The following is a 17,738-nucleotide window of genomic DNA, read 5'->3' as shown; positions in this document are numbered from 1 at the left end:
ACTGATGCAGTGGGCTTTTCTCTTTTTCAGAACAGCTTTATCAAGTCCTTTTTGATAATAGATCAAGCCAATGTGCTGGTTGTCCTTGATTAAAGTATGAGGTCGGCACTCCTTTTACCCCAGTTTTGACCATAAATAAACCGCCTGCTAGGGGTTGACTGGTGCTATCGTCATCTTGAGCAGTTGTAATATACAACTCATCCAGATGTTCACCGCCGAAAGCACAAGAAGTTACACAATTGACTGGAAGTATCACCTCGGCAATCACTTCTCCATGAGCAGGATGGATACGAGAAACACGTTTACCGCTCCAACGCGCGATCCACAGCATGCCCTCTGCATCGATGGTCATGCCATCTGGATATCCTTCACTTTCATCCAATCTAGCTACCACTTGCTTATTCATAAGGGTACCTTGTGCCACATCGTAATCAAAGGAGACCACTTCCAAAGTCGGAGTATCAATATAATACATGGTACGATGATCTGAGCTCCAGGTTAAGCCATTAGATATGGAAGCTTTATCAATCAGTAAGGAGACATTCCCTTTTGTGCTCAAGCTATACAATGCTCCTTGCGCTCGTTCGCCGTTTAAACTCATGGTTCCTGCCAAAAAACGTCCTGCAGGATCGCATTTACCGTCATTAAATCGATTGCCTGTTCTACCTTCCTCAGGATCATGGATCAATACTTTGGTCCCTGTCTCTATATCCAGACAGTATAAACCGCTGATCATGGCCACGATTACTTTATTTTTAAGATAAGGTACAACTGCACTAATATGTTCGCCCACATCTATGGTACGATCTGTGCCTGTAGATGGATCGTAAATGTGTAATTGAAAGCCTTCAATATCGACCCAAAATAAACGTTGCGAATGATGATCCCAACTGGGACCCTCGCCTAACTTGGCTTTAGCATCTATCACTAAATTCGCTGTATATGTTTCGATGTGTAGCACCCCTAACGTATAGGTTTATTTTCGTACATACTCACTCTTTATACCCTATTCAATGTTCAACGAATACATAAGTGCAGCAAATGTATAAACCGGATGAATACCAATATATAAGATAATATATAAAGGGAACGTTCCTTTTCTTATGCAAAATAGAAGACTAGATTCGCAAGGGGGTCTGTCTTTTTTGTTTTCATTAATTGTAGCCTGTACAGCTTGACGGCCAAAAGAATGGGCAAGAGTGCATATTTTAAATTTGGAGGAATAACATGACATGAGGTGTTGTATTTATATGAATAGAGTCGTATAATAATACATATTTCATAGGGACGGAATGGGGGAAGGTCTGTGAGCAGCAAGCTAAAAGTAGCAATTGTCGGTTCCACTGGATACGGCGGAGTGGAATTGATTCGATTTTTGGTTCATCATCCGCAGGTGGAGATTGTATCTGTTATTTCTTCGTCCAGCGCGGGTGTTCCGATTAGTGATGGGTTTCCACATCTGACGGATATTGTGGTGCAGGATTTGGACGGTGTTGATATCCATGAAATTGCTGCCAAGGCTGATCTGGTTTTCACAGCGACGCCGTCGGGCGTTAGTACCAATTTAGTGCCGCAGCTTCTGGATGCCGGACTGAAGGTGATTGATCTTTCCGGGGACTTCAGGCTCCGAAGCGGGGAAGTGTATGAGGCTTGGTATAAAAAGCCTGCGGCTTCATCCGAGTATCTCAAGCAAGCAGTATACGGACTCAGCGAGGTGTATGCAGAAAAGCTTGCTGGTGTTTCTTTCATTTCGAATCCAGGCTGCTATCCCACGGCAACACTATTGGGGATTATTCCTGCCTTGGAGGCGGGTTGGATCGACCACCGGTCACTGATCGTGGATGCCAAATCCGGGGTATCCGGCTCCGGTCGGGGAACAAGTCTTGTTTCACATTATGCGGAGATGAATGAGAACTTTAAGGCTTATAAGGTGAATAAGCACCAGCATATCCCTGAGATCGAGCAGGTATTGGGTGATGTTGCGGGCGAGGATGTTACGATTACGTTTACGACACAGCTGGTGCCTATGACGCGAGGAATTATGAGTACCATTTATGTCACGTTGAAAGGTGATCATACGGATCAGGATCTTATCGGGTTATACCGGGATTATTATAAAGGTCATCCTTTTGTGCGTGTACGTGGCGAAGGTATATGGCCAGCGACGAAAGAAGTATTTGGCTCCAACTACTGCGACATCGGTTTTGCAGCAGACGCTCGTACCGGGCGCCTTACCATTATTTCTGTCATTGATAATGTTGTGAAGGGTGCCGCCGGACAGGCGATACAAAATTTAAATCTGATGATGGGATGGGAGGAGAACCTCGGGCTGGGCTTCATACCGGTATATCCGTAAGTAGCACGTAAACGCAACAGGGACAGTGGAATGACAGCGGGCCGGTATGAGAACGCAAGCGTCCAGTTGCCATTCATTCCTTATGTTGCGGGCGAGGGCACATAATTATGGGCAAATTAGGGTTTACAGTCGTACATGAGGGCAACATCGTAACTCCGCGCGGCTTTACAGCCGGGGGATTGCACTGTGGATTGAAAAATACGAACCGCAACGATATCGGCGCGATTCGCTGTGAGGTAGAGGCGACAGCTGCTGCGGTGTATACCACCAATGTGTTTCAGGCTGCACCACTTAAGGTGACTCGCGACAGCCTGACAAATGGTCGATTGCAGGCGATAGTAGTGAACAGCGGGAATGCCAATGCCTGTACAGGACAGCAAGGGGAGCAGGACGCTTACGCGATGCGTTCGGCCGCTGCTCGTGAACTGGGTGTGGCCGAGAGCGATGTAGCCGTTGCCTCGACTGGTGTAATTGGCGAGCATCTGAAAATGGACCGTGTGCTTGGCGGTATATCGTCACTACCTGAGCGGATGAGCGAGGCGAATGATGGAGCGGAGCAATTTAGCCAAGCCATTCTGACAACGGATTTGGTTAAAAAGGAAGCGTGCGTGTCAGTTGAAGTGGACGGTGTGACCGTGCACATCGCCGGGGCAGCAAAAGGATCGGGTATGATTCACCCGAATATGGCAACCATGCTCGCTTTTATAACTTGTGATGCGGTCATCGGGCAGACGGCTCTTCATCAATTATTAAAGCAGGCCACGGGTACTAGCTTTAATATGATTACGGTCGATGGGGATACCAGTACGAACGATATGCTAATCGCTATGGCAAGCGGACTGGCAGGCAACAGCGAGTTGAACGCAGAGCATCCCGACTGGGAGGCTTTTGCCGAGGCATTCACTTATATTTGCCGGGAGCTGGCGAAGGCGATTGCCCGTGACGGGGAAGGTGCTACGAAGCTGGTAGAGGTGTCCGTAAGCGGAGCGGTAAGCGATGCTTCTGCCCAGGCGATAGCCAAGACCGTAATTGGGTCCAGTCTGGTGAAGTCAGCCGTTTTCGGCGCAGACGCCAACTGGGGACGGATTATTGCAGCCGTCGGACGTGCTGGAGAACCGGTCAATCCAGATACGGTAGACATCCGTTTGGGTGATATTGTGGTGCTGAGTCAATCAAGTCCAGTCGCTTTTGATGAAGCTGAGGCGCTTTCCTATTTACGTGGAGATACGGTTCAAATTATCGTTGATTTGCATCACGGGAACGGAATGGCTACAGCATGGGGCTGTGATCTAACCTACGATTATGTGCGGATTAATGCGGCTTATCGGACATAGATACTAGATTTAAATACAGATGGATATTTAATAGTTAATAGAAGAAGCGAGCGGTTATAGTTTCAGGCATCATTTGAAAATCGCACAGATTGTGCAGAGGAGAAAAGGAGAGATGATATGCAATCGGCAGTGGGACACGCGGATCAAACGAAACATGCGGGAGTGGCACGTCGTAATTTTGTGATGAAATGCGGAGGAAGTACGCTGGCTGCGCTGCCTGATTCCTTTTTTGACGACTTGGCCCGTCTGCAGTCGGAAGGTCTTCAACCGGTCATTGTACATGGCGGCGGGCCTGCGATCTCTGACAATTTGGCGAAGCTGGGAATCGAAACGGAATTCATTCATGGATTGCGTAAAACGACTGAACCCGTGCTGGATGTCGTGGAAATGGTGCTGGCAGGCAGCATTAACAAGCAGATTGTACGCCGAATAGGAATGCACGGAGGGCGAGCGTTGGGTTTGTCGGGCAGTGATGGCTATTTAATCGAAGCAAAGCCTGTGCCGAATGCTGCCGAGGTCGGTTGGGTTGGAGAGGTAATATCTGTTCAAGCCTCGATTATTACGGGTGTGCTGGATATGGACTATATGCCAGTTATTGCGCCTATTGGCATTGATCGATCCGGTCAGCGTTATAACATTAATGCCGATACAGCAGCGGGAGCGGTGGCTTCTCATCTTGGTGTCAGTCGGATGATTGTTGTGACGGATGTACCCGGTATATTGAAAAAGAATGGTGTAGAAAAGAAGGTACTGGAATCGATCACTATACAGGAAATTGAAGATATGATCAGCACGGGTGAAATCTACGGTGGTATGATCCCGAAAGTGAGAGCAGCTATTGCCTGCATTCATGGAAAAGTGAAGGAAGTCGTCATTGTAGACGGCAGCGAACCGCAAGTACTCAGCCGTGTGCTGGGCGGAGAATCGATTGGAACACGCATTGTGCGTATGCAGTAATTGCAATATATGCTCAACCTATATAACCAAACGATAAAGGGGCGTGAACGATATGAGTAAGGAACCGAATACGCTGGTGAGCGAGGAAATGCCAAGTACGAATGGAAGCGGAGCACAAACGGAAAAGGGGTCGGCAAAGGCACAGACAAATAGCTCTCTTTTTCCAAACTACGCAAGATACCCACTTACACTGGTGAAGGGACAAGGAAGCTGGCTGTGGGATGATCAGGGCAAACGTTATCTGGATTTCATGTCAGGTATTGCCGTTACCAATCTTGGTCATGCGCCTCGAGCTGTAGCTGAGCGATTGAAAAAACAGATTGATGAACTGTGGCATGTATCCAATCTGTTTCATATTCCTGGGCAGGAACGGGCCGCAGCGTTGCTGACAGCCAATAGCAGCGCAGATGCCGTGTTCTTCTGCAACAGCGGAGCTGAAGCGAACGAGGCTGCCATTAAACTGGCACGTCGTTACCACCAGAAGGTGAAGCAGAACGATCGCTATGAAATCATTACGTTCACGCAATCCTTCCACGGACGGACGCTGGCAACCTTGACTGCTACGGGTCAGGACAAAGTAAAAGAAGGCTTTTTACCGCTTCCTGCAGGGTTCAAAAGCGTTCCGCTTCATGATCAGGCTGCGCTCGAAGCAGCGATCAATGAGAATACAGCAGCAATTATGCTGGAAATGGTGCAGGCCGAAGGCGGCATGTATCCAGTAGACCCTGCTTTTGTAGACGTGATTACCAAGCTGTGCCGCGAGCATGATTTGCTGTTGATCATTGACGAGGTGCAAACAGGTATGGGTCGGACAGGTAAGTTGTTTGCCTTTGAACATTATGGAATAGAACCGGATATTTTTACATTGGCAAAAGGACTGGGCAGTGGCTATTCGGTTGGTGCAATGCTAGGCAAAGAATATTTGCGCGAAGCGTTCACGGCGGGCAGTCATGGTTCTACTTTTGGCGGGACGCCACTTGCCATGGCCGCAGTTCAAGCGACTATTGAAACGATTATTGATGATAAGCTGCCAGAACGCGCTGCCGAAATGGGAGATTATCTCTTCCGTAGTTTGCAAAAGCAGCTTGGAGATATTCCTTTTGTCCAGGATATTCGCGGAAAAGGGCTGATGGTCGGCATCGAGTGTGCGGAGCCAGTAGCAGAGCTTGTTCTGGCCGGACAGAAGAAGGGTATTCTGTTCATTACAGCAGGACCGAACGTAATTCGCCTGTTGCCTAACCTGTATGTAACGAAAGACGAAATAGATCAGGCTGTAACATGGATTGCTGAATTGATTCGGGAGCACGTAGCTTAGTGTAAAGGAAGAAGCATCCGAGACTAGAGTGTAAAAGGAGAGGATTGCATGAGCCAGGGCGGCGCACTGCAGCAGGTAAATTTGAAAGGACGGGACTTTCTAGAACTGGACGACTACTCGCCAGAAGAAATCCAGCATTTAATTGAGCTCGCCATTGAAATTAAGCGTAAGCACAAAAACGGGGAAGTTTATCAGCCGCTGAAGGGGAAAACACTTGGACTGATTTTCGAAAAGTCCTCCACACGTACACGGGTATCCTTTGAAGTCGGTATGTATCAATTGGGCGGGCATGCCCTTTTCCTCAGCAAAAATGACATTCAACTGGGCCGCGGTGAACCGATTAGCGATATGGCCCAAGTGATGTCACGTTATCTGGATGGCATTATGATCCGTACCTTTGGACACGATAATGTGGTAGAGTTGGCGCGTTATGCATCCGTTCCTGTGATTAACGGCTTGAGCGATTTGGCGCATCCGTGTCAGGTGCTGGCTGATTATCAAACTTTATATGAGCAAAAGGGCAAGCTAAAAGGACTCAAACTGGCTTATATCGGAGACGGCAACAATATGGCGCATTCCCTCTTGATTGGTGGAGCGAAGCTCGGAGTGCATGTCTCCATCGCAAGTCCAGCTGGATACGAGCCTGACCCGAGTGTGGTCGCGGTTTCTCGTGAGATTGCCAAACAAACAGGTAGTGAAATTGTGATCACCCAAAGTCCGCAGGAAGCAGTAAAAGATGCCGATGCGATCTACACAGACGTGTGGGCAAGCATGGGCTTTGAGGAAGAGCAGAAGGAGCGTGAGCTTGCTTTTGCCAACTTTCAGGTGAATGAGGAACTGGTTAAGCTCGCGAAGCCAGATTATTTATTCCTGCACTGTCTACCTGCACATCGTGGGGAAGAAGTGAGTGCAGGAGTAATTGACGGTCCTAATTCGGTCATTTTTGATGAAGCGGAGAATCGTCTGCATGCGCAAAAAGCGTTGCTAGTTGCTTTAATGGGATAAGGTTTGTTAAAGAAAAAAGAGGTATAAGCATTCGGGGAGGACTTCAACAATGGCAAAAGAAAAAATCGTACTCGCATATTCCGGCGGTCTGGATACGTCGGTCATTCTGAAATGGCTCAAGGAAACCTATGATGCCGAAATTATCGCATTTACAGCAGATATCGGACAAAAGGAAGAACTGGACGGTTTGGAGGAAAAAGCACTCGCTACGGGAGCTTCCAAAGTGTACATTGATGATCTGCGTGATGAATTCGCCAAGGATTTTATTTACCCGATGTTTCAGGCGGGTGCTTTATATGAAGGGCAATATTTGCTTGGAACGAGTATTGCACGTCCATTGATCGCTAAGCGGATGGTCGATATTGCGATTGCCGAGGGAGCAACGGCCATTGCTCACGGCGCAACAGGCAAAGGTAACGATCAGGTGCGCTTCGAGCTGAACGCGGCGGCGCTGACGCCGGACATCCAAGTCATTGCACCTTGGCGGCTGGAAGAGTTCCGCAATCAGTTCCCGGGCCGGGCAGAAATGATTGCCTATGCGGAAAAACACGGTATTCCGGTAACCGCTTCTGCAGCCAAGCCTTACTCCATGGACCGCAACCTGTTGCATATCAGCTATGAAAGCGGCGTGCTGGAGGACCCTTGGTTTGATCCGAGCGCTCCTGAAAATAAAGAAATGTTCTTGCTCAGCAATGCGCCTGAGGACGCACCTGATGAAGCAGAATATTTGGAGCTGGAATTTAAAGCAGGCAACTGCGTCGCTTTGAACGGTGAGCAGCTAACTCCGCTGCAAGTGATGGAAAAGCTGAATGAACTGGGCGGCAAGCATGGTATCGGACGTGTAGATATGGTAGAGAACCGTTTTGTGGGTATGAAGAGTCGCGGAGTCTATGAGACGCCAGGCGGTACAATTCTGTTCACAGCTCACCGCAAAATGGAATCCATCACAATGGATCGCGAGGTTATGAATCTGCGTGATAGCCTGATTACCCGTTATGCTACCTTGGTGTACAATGGATTCTGGTTCGCGCCGGAACGTGTTGCCTTGCAGGCTCTAGTTCATGAAAGCCAGAAAAATGTCAGTGGTACGGTGCGCGTAAAACTGTACAAAGGCAATATTATCGGTGCGGGTGTTAAAAGTCCGGTTAGCTTGTATAACCCAGACATTGCAACCATGGAAGCTGATCCGACACAAGCCTACGATCAAGGCGATGCCACAGGCTTTATCCGCTTGAATGCTTTGCGTTTGAAGGTCAATGCGGGCGTAACACAAAATCATAAATAAAGAAGTAATCTAAAAAAATGTACGGGATGTGGGCCGTTCTTGTCCAAATGACGAGGGCGGCTTGTATTGCAGAGAGGGGATCATGCAATGAGTAAGCTATGGGGCGGACGGTTTACAAAGCAAACGAACAAGCTGGTAGAGGAGTATACGGCTTCTATTGGATTTGATCAGGCATTGGCGGAAGAAGATATTCAAGGAAGCCTGGCTCATGTGGCCATGCTGGGCAAATGTGGTATTATTCCGCAGGAGGATGCAGACACGATCAAGGGAGGACTGCACACCGTTCTGGAGCGTATCCGCCGTGGGGAAATTGAATTTTCTGTTTCGGATGAGGATATTCACATGAATATCGAAAAAAACCTGATTGAAGCCATTGGTCCGGTCGGCGGTAAGCTGCACACTGGACGCAGTCGTAACGATCAGGTAGCAACGGATATGCACTTGTATTTGCGTGGACGTGTGGTGTCGCTGGTAGGTATGCTGCATGATGTACAAGCTGCATTAATTGGGCAGGCCAAGGACAATCTGAATACGATTGTACCTGGATATACACATTTGCAGCGTGCTCAGCCTATTTTGTTCGCACATCATTTGCTGGCGTATGTGTCCATGCTGGAGCGTGACATTGACCGCCTTAAGGACAGCTACAAGCGCATTAATGTATTACCGCTAGGGGCTGGCGCTTTGGCAGGAACCACTTTCCCGATTGACCGTCATTTTGTAGCTGAGCAACTAGGCTTTGACGGAGTGTATGAGAATAGTCTGGACGCTGTCAGTGATCGGGACTTTATCGTAGAGTTTCTGGCCGGTGCTTCGCTGATTATGACGCATTTGTCCCGTTTGAGTGAAGAACTGGTGCTATGGAGCAGCACAGAATTTGGTTTTGTCGAACTGGATGATGCTTTCTGCACGGGCAGCAGCATTATGCCCCAGAAGAAAAACCCAGATGTCCCGGAGCTTGTACGTGGTAAAACCGGGCGTGTCTATGGCAATCTCGTCGGCCTGCTGACTGTGCTGAAGTCCTTGCCACTGGCTTACAATAAGGACATGCAGGAAGATAAGGAAGGGATGTTCGATACGGTTGCTACGCTGGAGGGAGCCCTGCAATTATTCGCCCCAATGATCGCTACGATGAAGGTGAACAAGGATCGCATGCGTCAAGCGGTCAACCAGGATTTCTCCAACGCAACGGATATTGCGGACTTCCTGGTCGGCAAAGGGCTTCCGTTCCGGCAGGCTCATGAGGTCATTGGCAAAACGGTGCTGTATTGCATCCAGCAGGGCAAATATCTACTTGATCTGAAACTGGATGAATTCCAGCAGTTTTCAGATCTGTTCGACGAGCGCATTTATGAGGTGCTTCAACCAGAAGCAGTAGTCAATGCTCGGAATGTGTATGGCGGAACCGCCACTGGTCAGGTGCAGGCAGCCATTGGACGTAGTGAACAGCTTCTAGTAAACACGTCAACATGGTTTGAAAATCATAAGCCAAAAAATTAATTCATAAAGAAAATAATTCTCTTGCACAGCAACGGAATGCTGTGTAAAATCAGATTTTAAGAATATTTGCCAGCTATGTTTTCAAAGGCACCGTTCGCGGTGTCTTTTGTGTTTTCCGAGGGGGCTGAAAGATTTATGATCGGAATAATCATGAACTACATAGAATTATTGGAAGTATATCGACTACGATGTTTGATTCATATAGTTCTATAGACCTATTCATACATTAGTGTGAAAGTTTCTAGAATTTACATTTTTGTATACTACGCCTACTAGGATTATGGTAGAATAGCACTAAGTTTTTCATTGAATTACCAATTTAGTAGAACGAGAAGCATATGCGATAAATCATTGTCAAGTGTTTAATGGCTTTTTCGACCAGGGGAATTTCATAAATGTGTAAATGAAGAGCTTAAATGAGAACACAGGTGTGTCCTGGTTTCGGGAGAACGGCTGGTAACAATATGGAAATAGAGACATAGCAAAAGACAGAGTCGGGACGATCCAGGGAGGTATTATGAGAACTAAACGAACGACGCGTCAGCTAAAGAGCGCTTGGATCGGTTATCGCGCTTCTGACGCCGATCAACTCGTATCCTCATTGCATGTGGAACGAATCCAAGCGGAGAAGCTGCTACGTGAGGAGCGAGAGCTCTTCCACGCGGCGCTGGAGCGGAAAAAGCAGCGGGATGCGGAGTTAAAGCAGTTGCTTGCGGACGCGCTTGCAGAAGAGCGGCGCTGGATTGAAAGGGCGGGAATTCATGGGTGACAAGCTTAGGTGGCAGGTTGGAGGAGTTTCAATTCGCCAAACCAAGAGAAGAATAAAAGAAGAGCGTCAGCGAATCGAACAACTGCAACAACAGCTAGAGGCTCAGCGTTCTGAGCAGGCCCCGATACTGTATAAGCTTGATTTTCATATCGAAGAGCTGGAACGGCGACTTCAGGATACAGAACTTCGTATTCAGGCTATACAGAATGCCAATGATACAGCAGCAGCTGTGGAACAATTGCTGGATGAAGGGGTACAGGATGGACAGGTGCAGGAGGCGCAGGTCCAATATGCATCCGGGCAAGAACAGGCAGCGGCAGGAGCTGCTATAGGCGTTGCCTCCAGCATCGCTGATGCTGAAGGCGGAGAGACTGCAGCAGGAGCGCCGACCGGACGAAACGGCAAGGCCCGTCTGGGAGACCAGCTGGTGGAGAGCGGGTTGATCACCCGCGATCAGTTGACAGACGCCATCCGCAACCAGAAGCGTTACGGTGGCAGACTGGGCGATATTCTTGTTGAGATGGGTTTCATTACAACTGAGCAGCTACAGGAGCAGATTGATGGTGACGAGTCCAAAGAAAGACTCGGTGACATGCTGGTTCGTTCCGGCTATATCTCACCAGAGCAGCTAGAGCGGGCACTTGAGTTCCAAGCGAAGAGCGGCGGGCTGCTCGGCGACATTTTGCTGTCATTGCAAATGCTGGAGCCTGCAGATTTGTACCGCGCGATTGCAACTCAAAACCGAATCGGGCGTATTGGTGAGGAGCTGGCGCTGGATGCAGCGTACAAACTGCCCGAGCAAGTGGCCATGGCTTATGGTGTGGTCGTCATCCATCAATATATGAACCGCTATATTGTAGCGGTCAGTGATCCGTTGTCAGAAGAGCGACGCCTGAAGCTCGAAGAAATTCTGGGTATGCCGGTAGAGCAAGTGCTTGCAACGAAGGAAGAGATGGAGCAGCTCTGGGGTAAAATCTACGGTGAGGAAATGATGCAGGAGAGCACGACCGGTCTGCTGGAAAAAGAACCGCACAATTCGGCGCGGACCACCTTTACCAAGGGGCAGCTCTGGGTGTTTGCAGCTATGGGAATGATTACGCTGCTCGGCCTCCTCTGGAACAGCTGGAAGACAGTGCTGATCATTAATATGATGATTCAGCTGTTTTATTTTGCTATGACGCTTTTCAAATTTGGAATTATCTATCTCGGTTCCCGGCGTGGGGCACAGCTTCGCTTTACGAAGGAAGAGGTAGACGCTATGGATGAAAAGAGACTGCCGATTTATACGATTCTTGTCCCGATGTATAAGGAAGCAGGCGTGCTTCCGATGTTGTTGCGGAATTTGGAACAGTTGGATTATCCAAAATCCAAGCTGGATGTACGGCTGCTGATTGAAGAGGACGACATTGAGACGATTGAGCTGCTGCGGGAAATGAAGCTGCCAGCCTATTACACGACACTGGTCGTGCCCGACGGCTTGCCGAAAACCAAGCCGAAGGCATGCAATTATGGACTTATTCGCGCTCGCGGCGAGTTTGTCGTTATTTATGATGCGGAGGATCGCCCCGATGCCGACCAACTTAAAAAGGTCATTGCAGCGTTTGATTCACTTCCTGAGAATTATGCGTGTATTCAAGCGAAGCTCAATTATTTTAACAGCACGCAAAATCTGCTTACCCGCTGGTTTACTCAAGAGTACAGCATGTGGTTTGAATTGCTGCTGCCAGGAATTATGCAGTTAGATACACCAATCCCGTTGGGCGGTACGTCCAACCATTTTCGGGTATCTGTATTGAAGGATATCAATGCCTGGGACCCCTATAATGTAACCGAGGATGCGGATCTGGGCATTCGTCTGTATAAAGGTGGTTATAAAACGGCCATTGTCGATTCCCGCACATGGGAGGAAGCAAACAGCCGCGTGGGCAACTGGATTCGTCAGCGTTCACGTTGGATCAAGGGATATATGCAGACATGGCTGGTTCATATGCGCAATCCGGTTAAGCTGGTGCGCGAAGTGGGCTGGAAAGGCTTTTTTGGTTTTCAGGTGATGATTCTGGCGACTCCGATGCTGCCGTTGTTGAACCCGATTTTTTGGGGCTTGCTTATTTTGTGGTTTGGCTGGGAGTTGTCCTTTATTCCCAAACTGTTCCCGGGTTATGTGTATTACTTGGCCAGCGCGGAATTTTATATCGGTAACTTTCTGTTCGTATTCAGTAATGTGGCCGGCATGTATTGGGTCATCGGGGAGCTGGAAGAGCGCGGTGAACGAACATTTTCATACGCGATGGTCAAATATGGGCTACTCTCGCCGTTATATTGGGTACTTATGAGTATAGCTGCGATAAAAGCAGCTTGGCAGCTTATAACCAAGCCGTTCTATTGGGAGAAGACGACGCATGGTCTGACCGATATGCACGACTTGGATGATGCCCCGGCACAGTCCTCCTGAATATGAAGAAAGAAGGAGCAAGAATGGAGACCAAAAATCCTTTTATATCCGTCGTCATTCCTATGTACAATGAAGGCTCGCATCTCGAACGTTCGCTTAAGGTGATTGATGGGGTGTTGTCTGTTGTTACTTCACGGTATGAGCTTATTATTGTAGATGATGGTTCCAAAGACGATACGTGGCTCAAACTGTCCGAATTGTCCCGTCGTATGCCCTCTTTGCTCGCGCTCCGGCTGAGTCGGAATTTCGGTAAGGAGCTGGCGTTGTGCGCAGGTTTGGAAAATGCATCTGGCGATGCGATCATTGTCATGGACGGTGATTTGCAGCATCCTCCTGAGATGATTGGGGAAATGGTGCGTTTATGGCAGAATGAAGGTTATGATTTAGTTGAATGTGTCAAAGAATTCCGGGGGGAAGAGTCGGTAGGCAAAAAGCTCGGAGCTTCTTTGTTTTACGCGACCTTGAACCGTTTGACAGGCTTTAATCTCAAGGATGCCTCCGATTATAAGCTACTGGATCGAAGAGTGGTGGATGCCTGGATGGCGATGCCAGAGCGTATGCCGTTCTTTCGCGGGATGACCGCCTGGCTTGGTTTTCGTAAAACCCAGATTACATTCCGGGTGGCTCCACGAGAAGAGGGTCCCAGCCGCTGGAGTCCGTTAGGGCTGATTCGCTTGGCTGCGGAAGCGATTGTTTCGTTCTCGACAGTACCTTTGCGGGTAGTGAGCTTAATGGGGCTCATCTTCATGCTGATTTCGGTCGTGTTGGGGATTCAAACCTTAATGCACAAAATAACGGGTGAAGCTGTGACTGGTTTTACCACTGTCATTTTGCTGCTTTTGATTATCGGTAGTGTACTCATGCTGTCGATTGGAGTGGTAGGAGAATATATTGCCGCCATATATCACGAAGTCAAAGCCAGACCCCGTTATCTAATTGCAGACAAACGGGCGAATGCTGACCGATTGTGGGTGGATAGGGAGTTTAATCAACATGATCAGACGTTCGTATCTAAAGTATCCAATCATTAAATACGGTATTGTGGGGCTACTGGGTACAGGCATTCACGTCGGTGTACTTGTGCTGCTGGTGGAGCTGTTTGCAGTACCTGCAGTAACGGCTACGACCATAGGCTTTATCGTTACGCTGCTCGTTTCGTATGTGCTGAACCGAAACTGGACGTTCGAGCCTACCGGGGAAGGAAGCCGCACTCAGTTTCTTAAATATGTATTGGTCTGTACCTGTGGCTTGCTCTTAAATGCTGGTCTTATGTACGTAACCATTCACTGGATCGGATGGTCATATCTGATCGGTGAAGTGCTAACGACCATCATCGTGCCCATTCATAATTATATCTGGAACCGCTATTGGATCTTTTCCGTTCCGCAACAGCGTCAGAAAGAGGTTTAATGATCGTAAAGAAACATGGAAAGTTGCTGTCGTTGTTTGCTTGTATTGCTGCTTTAGAACTGGCAGTAGGTATTTATTTTGCCTGGCATCTTGGCTATATGCATACCGATGCGCTCAGTCGAGTGGCTAATGCATTTTATGTGCTGTATAGTCGTGACCCGCATTTGGGTGCTATCGGGTTTGTATGGAATCCGCTACCGAGTTTGCTGGAACTCATTGTGCTGTTGTTCTATCCTTTGTTTCCCGCACTCGCTTCCCACGGGCTGGCAGCAGTGATTGTAAGCAGCCTGTTTGCTGGGGCGAGCGCAGCATTATTGTACGGAACGGGAAAAGAGTTAGGGCTTCGCGGTGCAACCAGTTTGCTGATTGCGCTGTTATTTTCACTCAATCCGTTTATGTTTCTGTTTGGCTTCAACGGCTTGAGTGATTCGCCATATATCTTTTTTATCCTGCTGACAGTGAGTCGGTTCTGTATGTGGCTTAAGGATCGCAAGGCGGCGAATCTGATCGTATCCGGCTTTGCGCTTGCGTTGGCTTTTTGGGTCCGCTATGAAGCCGTCCCGCTGGGTGTTGCGATGGCAGTAGGCATCTTGCTGACGATTCTTTTTCTGCATCGATGGCGTATAAGCAGAGAGAAGATTAGAACGCAATTGACTTTAAAAGAGCGCCTGTACAAAGTTGAGGCGACATGGCTTCTATTGCTGTTGCCGCTTGTCTTTTCTGGTTTGCTGTGGCTCTTTTTTAACTGGATTATCATGGGTGACCCGCTTTACTTTTTACGCTCTCAATATTCCAATTCCACCCAATCAGCGGCTTTGCTGGAGGATCAACGCTTTGTAGAAATGTTTGCTCACCCTATGCTGATGCTAAAGTTTGTCGGGCAACGGACCTTATGGTATGCGGCTCCGTTGATTGCCGTTTTGCTTATACGCCTATTGGACAAACGTCTGTGGAGTTGGAGCACATTAACGCTGCTGGCTATTTTTTTATCAGTACCTGGGCTCCAACTTTTACTGATGCTTAAGCATTCTTCGTTTGGCTGGTTCCGATATTTTATGTATGTATTCCCGATTACGGTTGCTTGGCTGCCGTATGAGCTAAGCTTATTGAAGGGGAAGGTGCGGGGAATCGGAATCTCATTGGTAACGGCAGGAATGTTGGCAACAGCAGGCTTGTTATCCTACGCACTGACGAATCCCGCGATTGCGGCGGATGAGCATAGCTATCTGACGCATAGTGGCAATGAAAGCTATACTCGGCAAATTGTTGAACGGAAAGTAGGGTCATGGCTGGATGAGCATTATGGTTCATCTCTCATTTTGACAGATTCTTATACGGCCTATCCGATCATCTTGAGCAGTAAAATTCCGAAGAAGTTTATAATAACGAGTGATTTTGATTTTGGAAAATCTTTAACCAATCTACCTGCTTCGAAGGCGGACTATGTGTTGGTCACGCGCTTGGTGGAAGGGGTACCGCTGGATCAGGTGAACCGGAACTATCCTAATTTGTTTGAAAAGGGGGCGCCCTGGGCCTCGTTGGTGCATGACTTTGACGGGGAATGGCGATTGTACAAAATAAAGCATGAAGACCCGCAATAATTTATTGTATCTTAATGCATCGTAGCGGAGGGAAAGATACAGCTGTCGGAGGTAAGCTCCTACAGCTGCACCACCGCAAGAAGTTTGAGGGGGAACGAGAGGGATGTCCTTTCGCAAATGGTCTGCAAGCAGATGGATGGCTATCGGTCTGTTTGTATTTATACTTGCATTGGAGTTGTCTGCGGGCATTTATTTCAGCTATGTTCTGGGATATATGCATACAGACGCGCTCAGTCGCGTAGCTAACGCATTTTATGTGCTGTACAGCCGCGATCCGCATCTGGGCGCCATCGGGTTTATCTGGAATCCACTACCCAGTCTTCTGGAAATGGTAATTCTATTGCTGTATCCAATCTTTCCAGCATTAGCTTCCTATGGATTGGCCGCTGTTATTCTGAGTGCTACCTTTGCTGCTCTGACCGCAATGCTGCTATATCGGGCGGGTGTCAGAACAGAGCTTAGCTCTAGCATGAGCATGCTGCTGGCTTTGTTGTATGCTCTGAATCCGTTTGTTTTACTGTTTGGAGCTAACGGTTTGAGCGATTCGTTATACATATATTTTATTATGATGACGGTGATTGAATTTGCGCTGTGGCTCAAGGATCGTATGACGGCAAGTCTGATTGTTTCTGGGTTAGCGCTTGCCATGGCGTTCTGGACTCGCTATGAAGCCGTTCCTCTAGGCGCGGCAATGGCTGTTGGCGTGGTCTTGGCCATCTTATTTCTTCATCGCAACTTGGGGAGACGCGAGCTGGTCCTGCGGGAGAAACTGCATAAAGTTGAGGCAACCTGGTTACTGCTTCTGCTCCCTGTCGTCTTTTCTGGACTGTTGTGGATTTTCTTTAACTATCTCATTATGGGAAATGCTTTTTATTTCCTGAATTCAGAGTATTCGAACACAGCCCAATCGGCAGAGCTGCTGAATGATGATAAATTTGTAGAGATTTTCTCCAATCCGCTGGTGGCCTTGAAGTTTATTGCATCCAAAACAATTTGGTATTCTGTACCGTTGTTTGCTATTTTGCTCATTCGTCTGTTGAGTGGACGCTTGTTCCAGTGGGGAACCTTGATTATTTTGTTATTGTTCCTGTCTGTACCGGGCTTGCAATTTTTACTTATGATGCGGCAATCCTCGTACGGTTGGTTTCGCTACTTTATGTATGTATTCCCGATTACCGTAGCCTGGTTGCCCTATGAGTTGAGCCAGCTTCAGGGACGGTGGCGGAGGGCGGCCTTTGGTCTAGTGTCCGTCAGTCTGCTACTTACCGCTGGATTACTCTCCTATGCGTTAACTCGCCCGGATATTGCACCGGATGAGAATAGCTTTCTCACACGCACAGGGAATGTGAACTATGTGAGACAGGAATCAGATCGTAAGATTGCCGTTTGGCTGGACGAGCATCTGCCGAAGTCTACCATTATGACTGATTCGGCTTCAGCCTACACGATGATCGTCTATAGCCAATATCCCAAACGCTTTCTGATCACCAGTGATTATGCGTTCAATAAGGCATTAAGCTATCCGCAGGACAGTCATGTGGACTATATCCTTGTACCTAAGATCATGTCAGGCATGCCGCTGAGTAAGATCAATATGGTATACCCGAACTTATATGAACAGGGTGCCCCATGGGTTCAGCTAGAACGTGAGTTTAACGGCGAATGGCGCCTGTATAAAGTACTGCCTAAGTCACTAACTCAAGAATCTCCATCGCCGGAGACGACGACCCATCCATAATGTGCATAACAACAAT

The 17,738-nt window shown here is 48.1% G+C and carries 14 protein-coding genes; 13 read left to right on the top strand and 1 reads right to left on the bottom strand.

The annotated features are described in order from the left end of the window. Positions 1 to 40: 40 nt before the first annotated feature. A complete protein-coding gene (locus ABEW32_RS00310) occupies positions 41 to 928 on the bottom strand; it encodes an SMP-30/gluconolactonase/LRE family protein (RefSeq protein ID WP_430183628.1) in 888 nt (295 codons plus the stop codon). A gap of 378 nt (positions 929 to 1,306) precedes the next feature. On the opposite strand from ABEW32_RS00310, the gene argC reads away from it, so the two are divergent. The 13 genes from argC to ABEW32_RS00245 all read left to right on the top strand — a co-directional run bounded on the left by argC (position 1,307) and on the right by ABEW32_RS00245 (position 17,722). Further along, complete coding sequence (gene argC / locus ABEW32_RS00305; protein ID WP_430183626.1) at positions 1,307 to 2,356, top strand: N-acetyl-gamma-glutamyl-phosphate reductase; 1,050 nt, start codon at positions 1,307 to 1,309, stop codon at positions 2,354 to 2,356. A gap of 107 nt (positions 2,357 to 2,463) precedes the next feature. Next, a complete protein-coding gene (argJ, locus tag ABEW32_RS00300) occupies positions 2,464 to 3,690 on the top strand; it encodes a bifunctional glutamate N-acetyltransferase/amino-acid acetyltransferase ArgJ (RefSeq protein WP_430183624.1) in 1,227 nt (408 codons plus the stop codon). 117 nt (positions 3,691 to 3,807) lie between these two features. Then, positions 3,808 to 4,647 carry an acetylglutamate kinase gene (argB, locus tag ABEW32_RS00295; protein ID WP_430183622.1) on the top strand — a complete coding sequence of 280 codons (840 nt, stop codon included), beginning with the start codon at positions 3,808 to 3,810 and terminating at the stop codon, positions 4,645 to 4,647. A gap of 52 nt (positions 4,648 to 4,699) precedes the next feature. Continuing rightward, positions 4,700 to 5,962 (top strand): acetylornithine transaminase, encoded by a 1,263-nt coding sequence (argD, locus tag ABEW32_RS00290; RefSeq protein WP_430183620.1) that lies wholly within the window; start codon positions 4,700 to 4,702, stop codon positions 5,960 to 5,962. Positions 5,963 to 6,010: 48 nt separating this feature from the next. Beyond that, on the top strand, positions 6,011 to 6,967 hold the full coding sequence (gene argF, locus ABEW32_RS00285) for an ornithine carbamoyltransferase (RefSeq protein WP_430183618.1): 957 nt from the start codon (positions 6,011 to 6,013) through the stop codon (positions 6,965 to 6,967). 49 nt (positions 6,968 to 7,016) lie between these two features. Beyond that, complete coding sequence (locus ABEW32_RS00280) at positions 7,017 to 8,252, top strand: argininosuccinate synthase (protein ID WP_013373358.1); 1,236 nt, start codon at positions 7,017 to 7,019, stop codon at positions 8,250 to 8,252. Positions 8,253 to 8,339: 87 nt separating this feature from the next. Next, positions 8,340 to 9,752 carry an argininosuccinate lyase gene (argH, locus tag ABEW32_RS00275; RefSeq protein WP_430183616.1) on the top strand — a complete coding sequence of 471 codons (1,413 nt, stop codon included), beginning with the start codon at positions 8,340 to 8,342 and terminating at the stop codon, positions 9,750 to 9,752. A 517-nt stretch (positions 9,753 to 10,269) separates the two neighbouring features. Then, positions 10,270 to 10,521, top strand: coding sequence for a hypothetical protein (locus tag ABEW32_RS00270; RefSeq protein WP_430183614.1), 252 nt, complete (start codon positions 10,270 to 10,272; stop codon positions 10,519 to 10,521). After that, positions 10,514 to 12,973, top strand: coding sequence for a cyclic di-GMP-binding domain-containing protein, MshE-related (locus tag ABEW32_RS00265; protein WP_430183612.1), 2,460 nt, complete (start codon positions 10,514 to 10,516; stop codon positions 12,971 to 12,973). Before ABEW32_RS00270 ends, ABEW32_RS00265 begins: the two co-directional genes overlap by 8 nt. A 23-nt stretch (positions 12,974 to 12,996) precedes the next feature. Further along, on the top strand, positions 12,997 to 14,004 hold the full coding sequence (locus ABEW32_RS00260; RefSeq protein WP_430183803.1) for a glycosyltransferase family 2 protein: 1,008 nt from the start codon (positions 12,997 to 12,999) through the stop codon (positions 14,002 to 14,004). After that, positions 13,967 to 14,383, top strand: coding sequence for a GtrA family protein (locus ABEW32_RS00255; protein ID WP_142612363.1), 417 nt, complete (start codon positions 13,967 to 13,969; stop codon positions 14,381 to 14,383). The genes ABEW32_RS00260 and ABEW32_RS00255 overlap by 38 nt, the downstream gene beginning before the upstream one ends. Next, complete coding sequence (locus ABEW32_RS00250; RefSeq protein ID WP_430183610.1) at positions 14,383 to 15,984, top strand: glycosyltransferase family 39 protein; 1,602 nt, start codon at positions 14,383 to 14,385, stop codon at positions 15,982 to 15,984. The genes ABEW32_RS00255 and ABEW32_RS00250 overlap by 1 nt, the downstream gene beginning before the upstream one ends. 103 nt (positions 15,985 to 16,087) lie before the next feature. Continuing rightward, positions 16,088 to 17,722: a glycosyltransferase family 39 protein gene (locus ABEW32_RS00245; RefSeq protein ID WP_430183608.1), complete on the top strand. Its 1,635-nt coding sequence runs from the start codon at positions 16,088 to 16,090 to the stop codon at positions 17,720 to 17,722. Positions 17,723 to 17,738: the final 16 nt, after the last annotated feature.

Source organism: Paenibacillus jamilae (assembly GCF_050482105.1).
Lineage (GTDB): Bacteria > Bacillota > Bacilli > Paenibacillales > Paenibacillaceae > Paenibacillus > Paenibacillus jamilae_B.
This window is presented reverse-complemented; position numbering and strand designations above follow the sequence as displayed.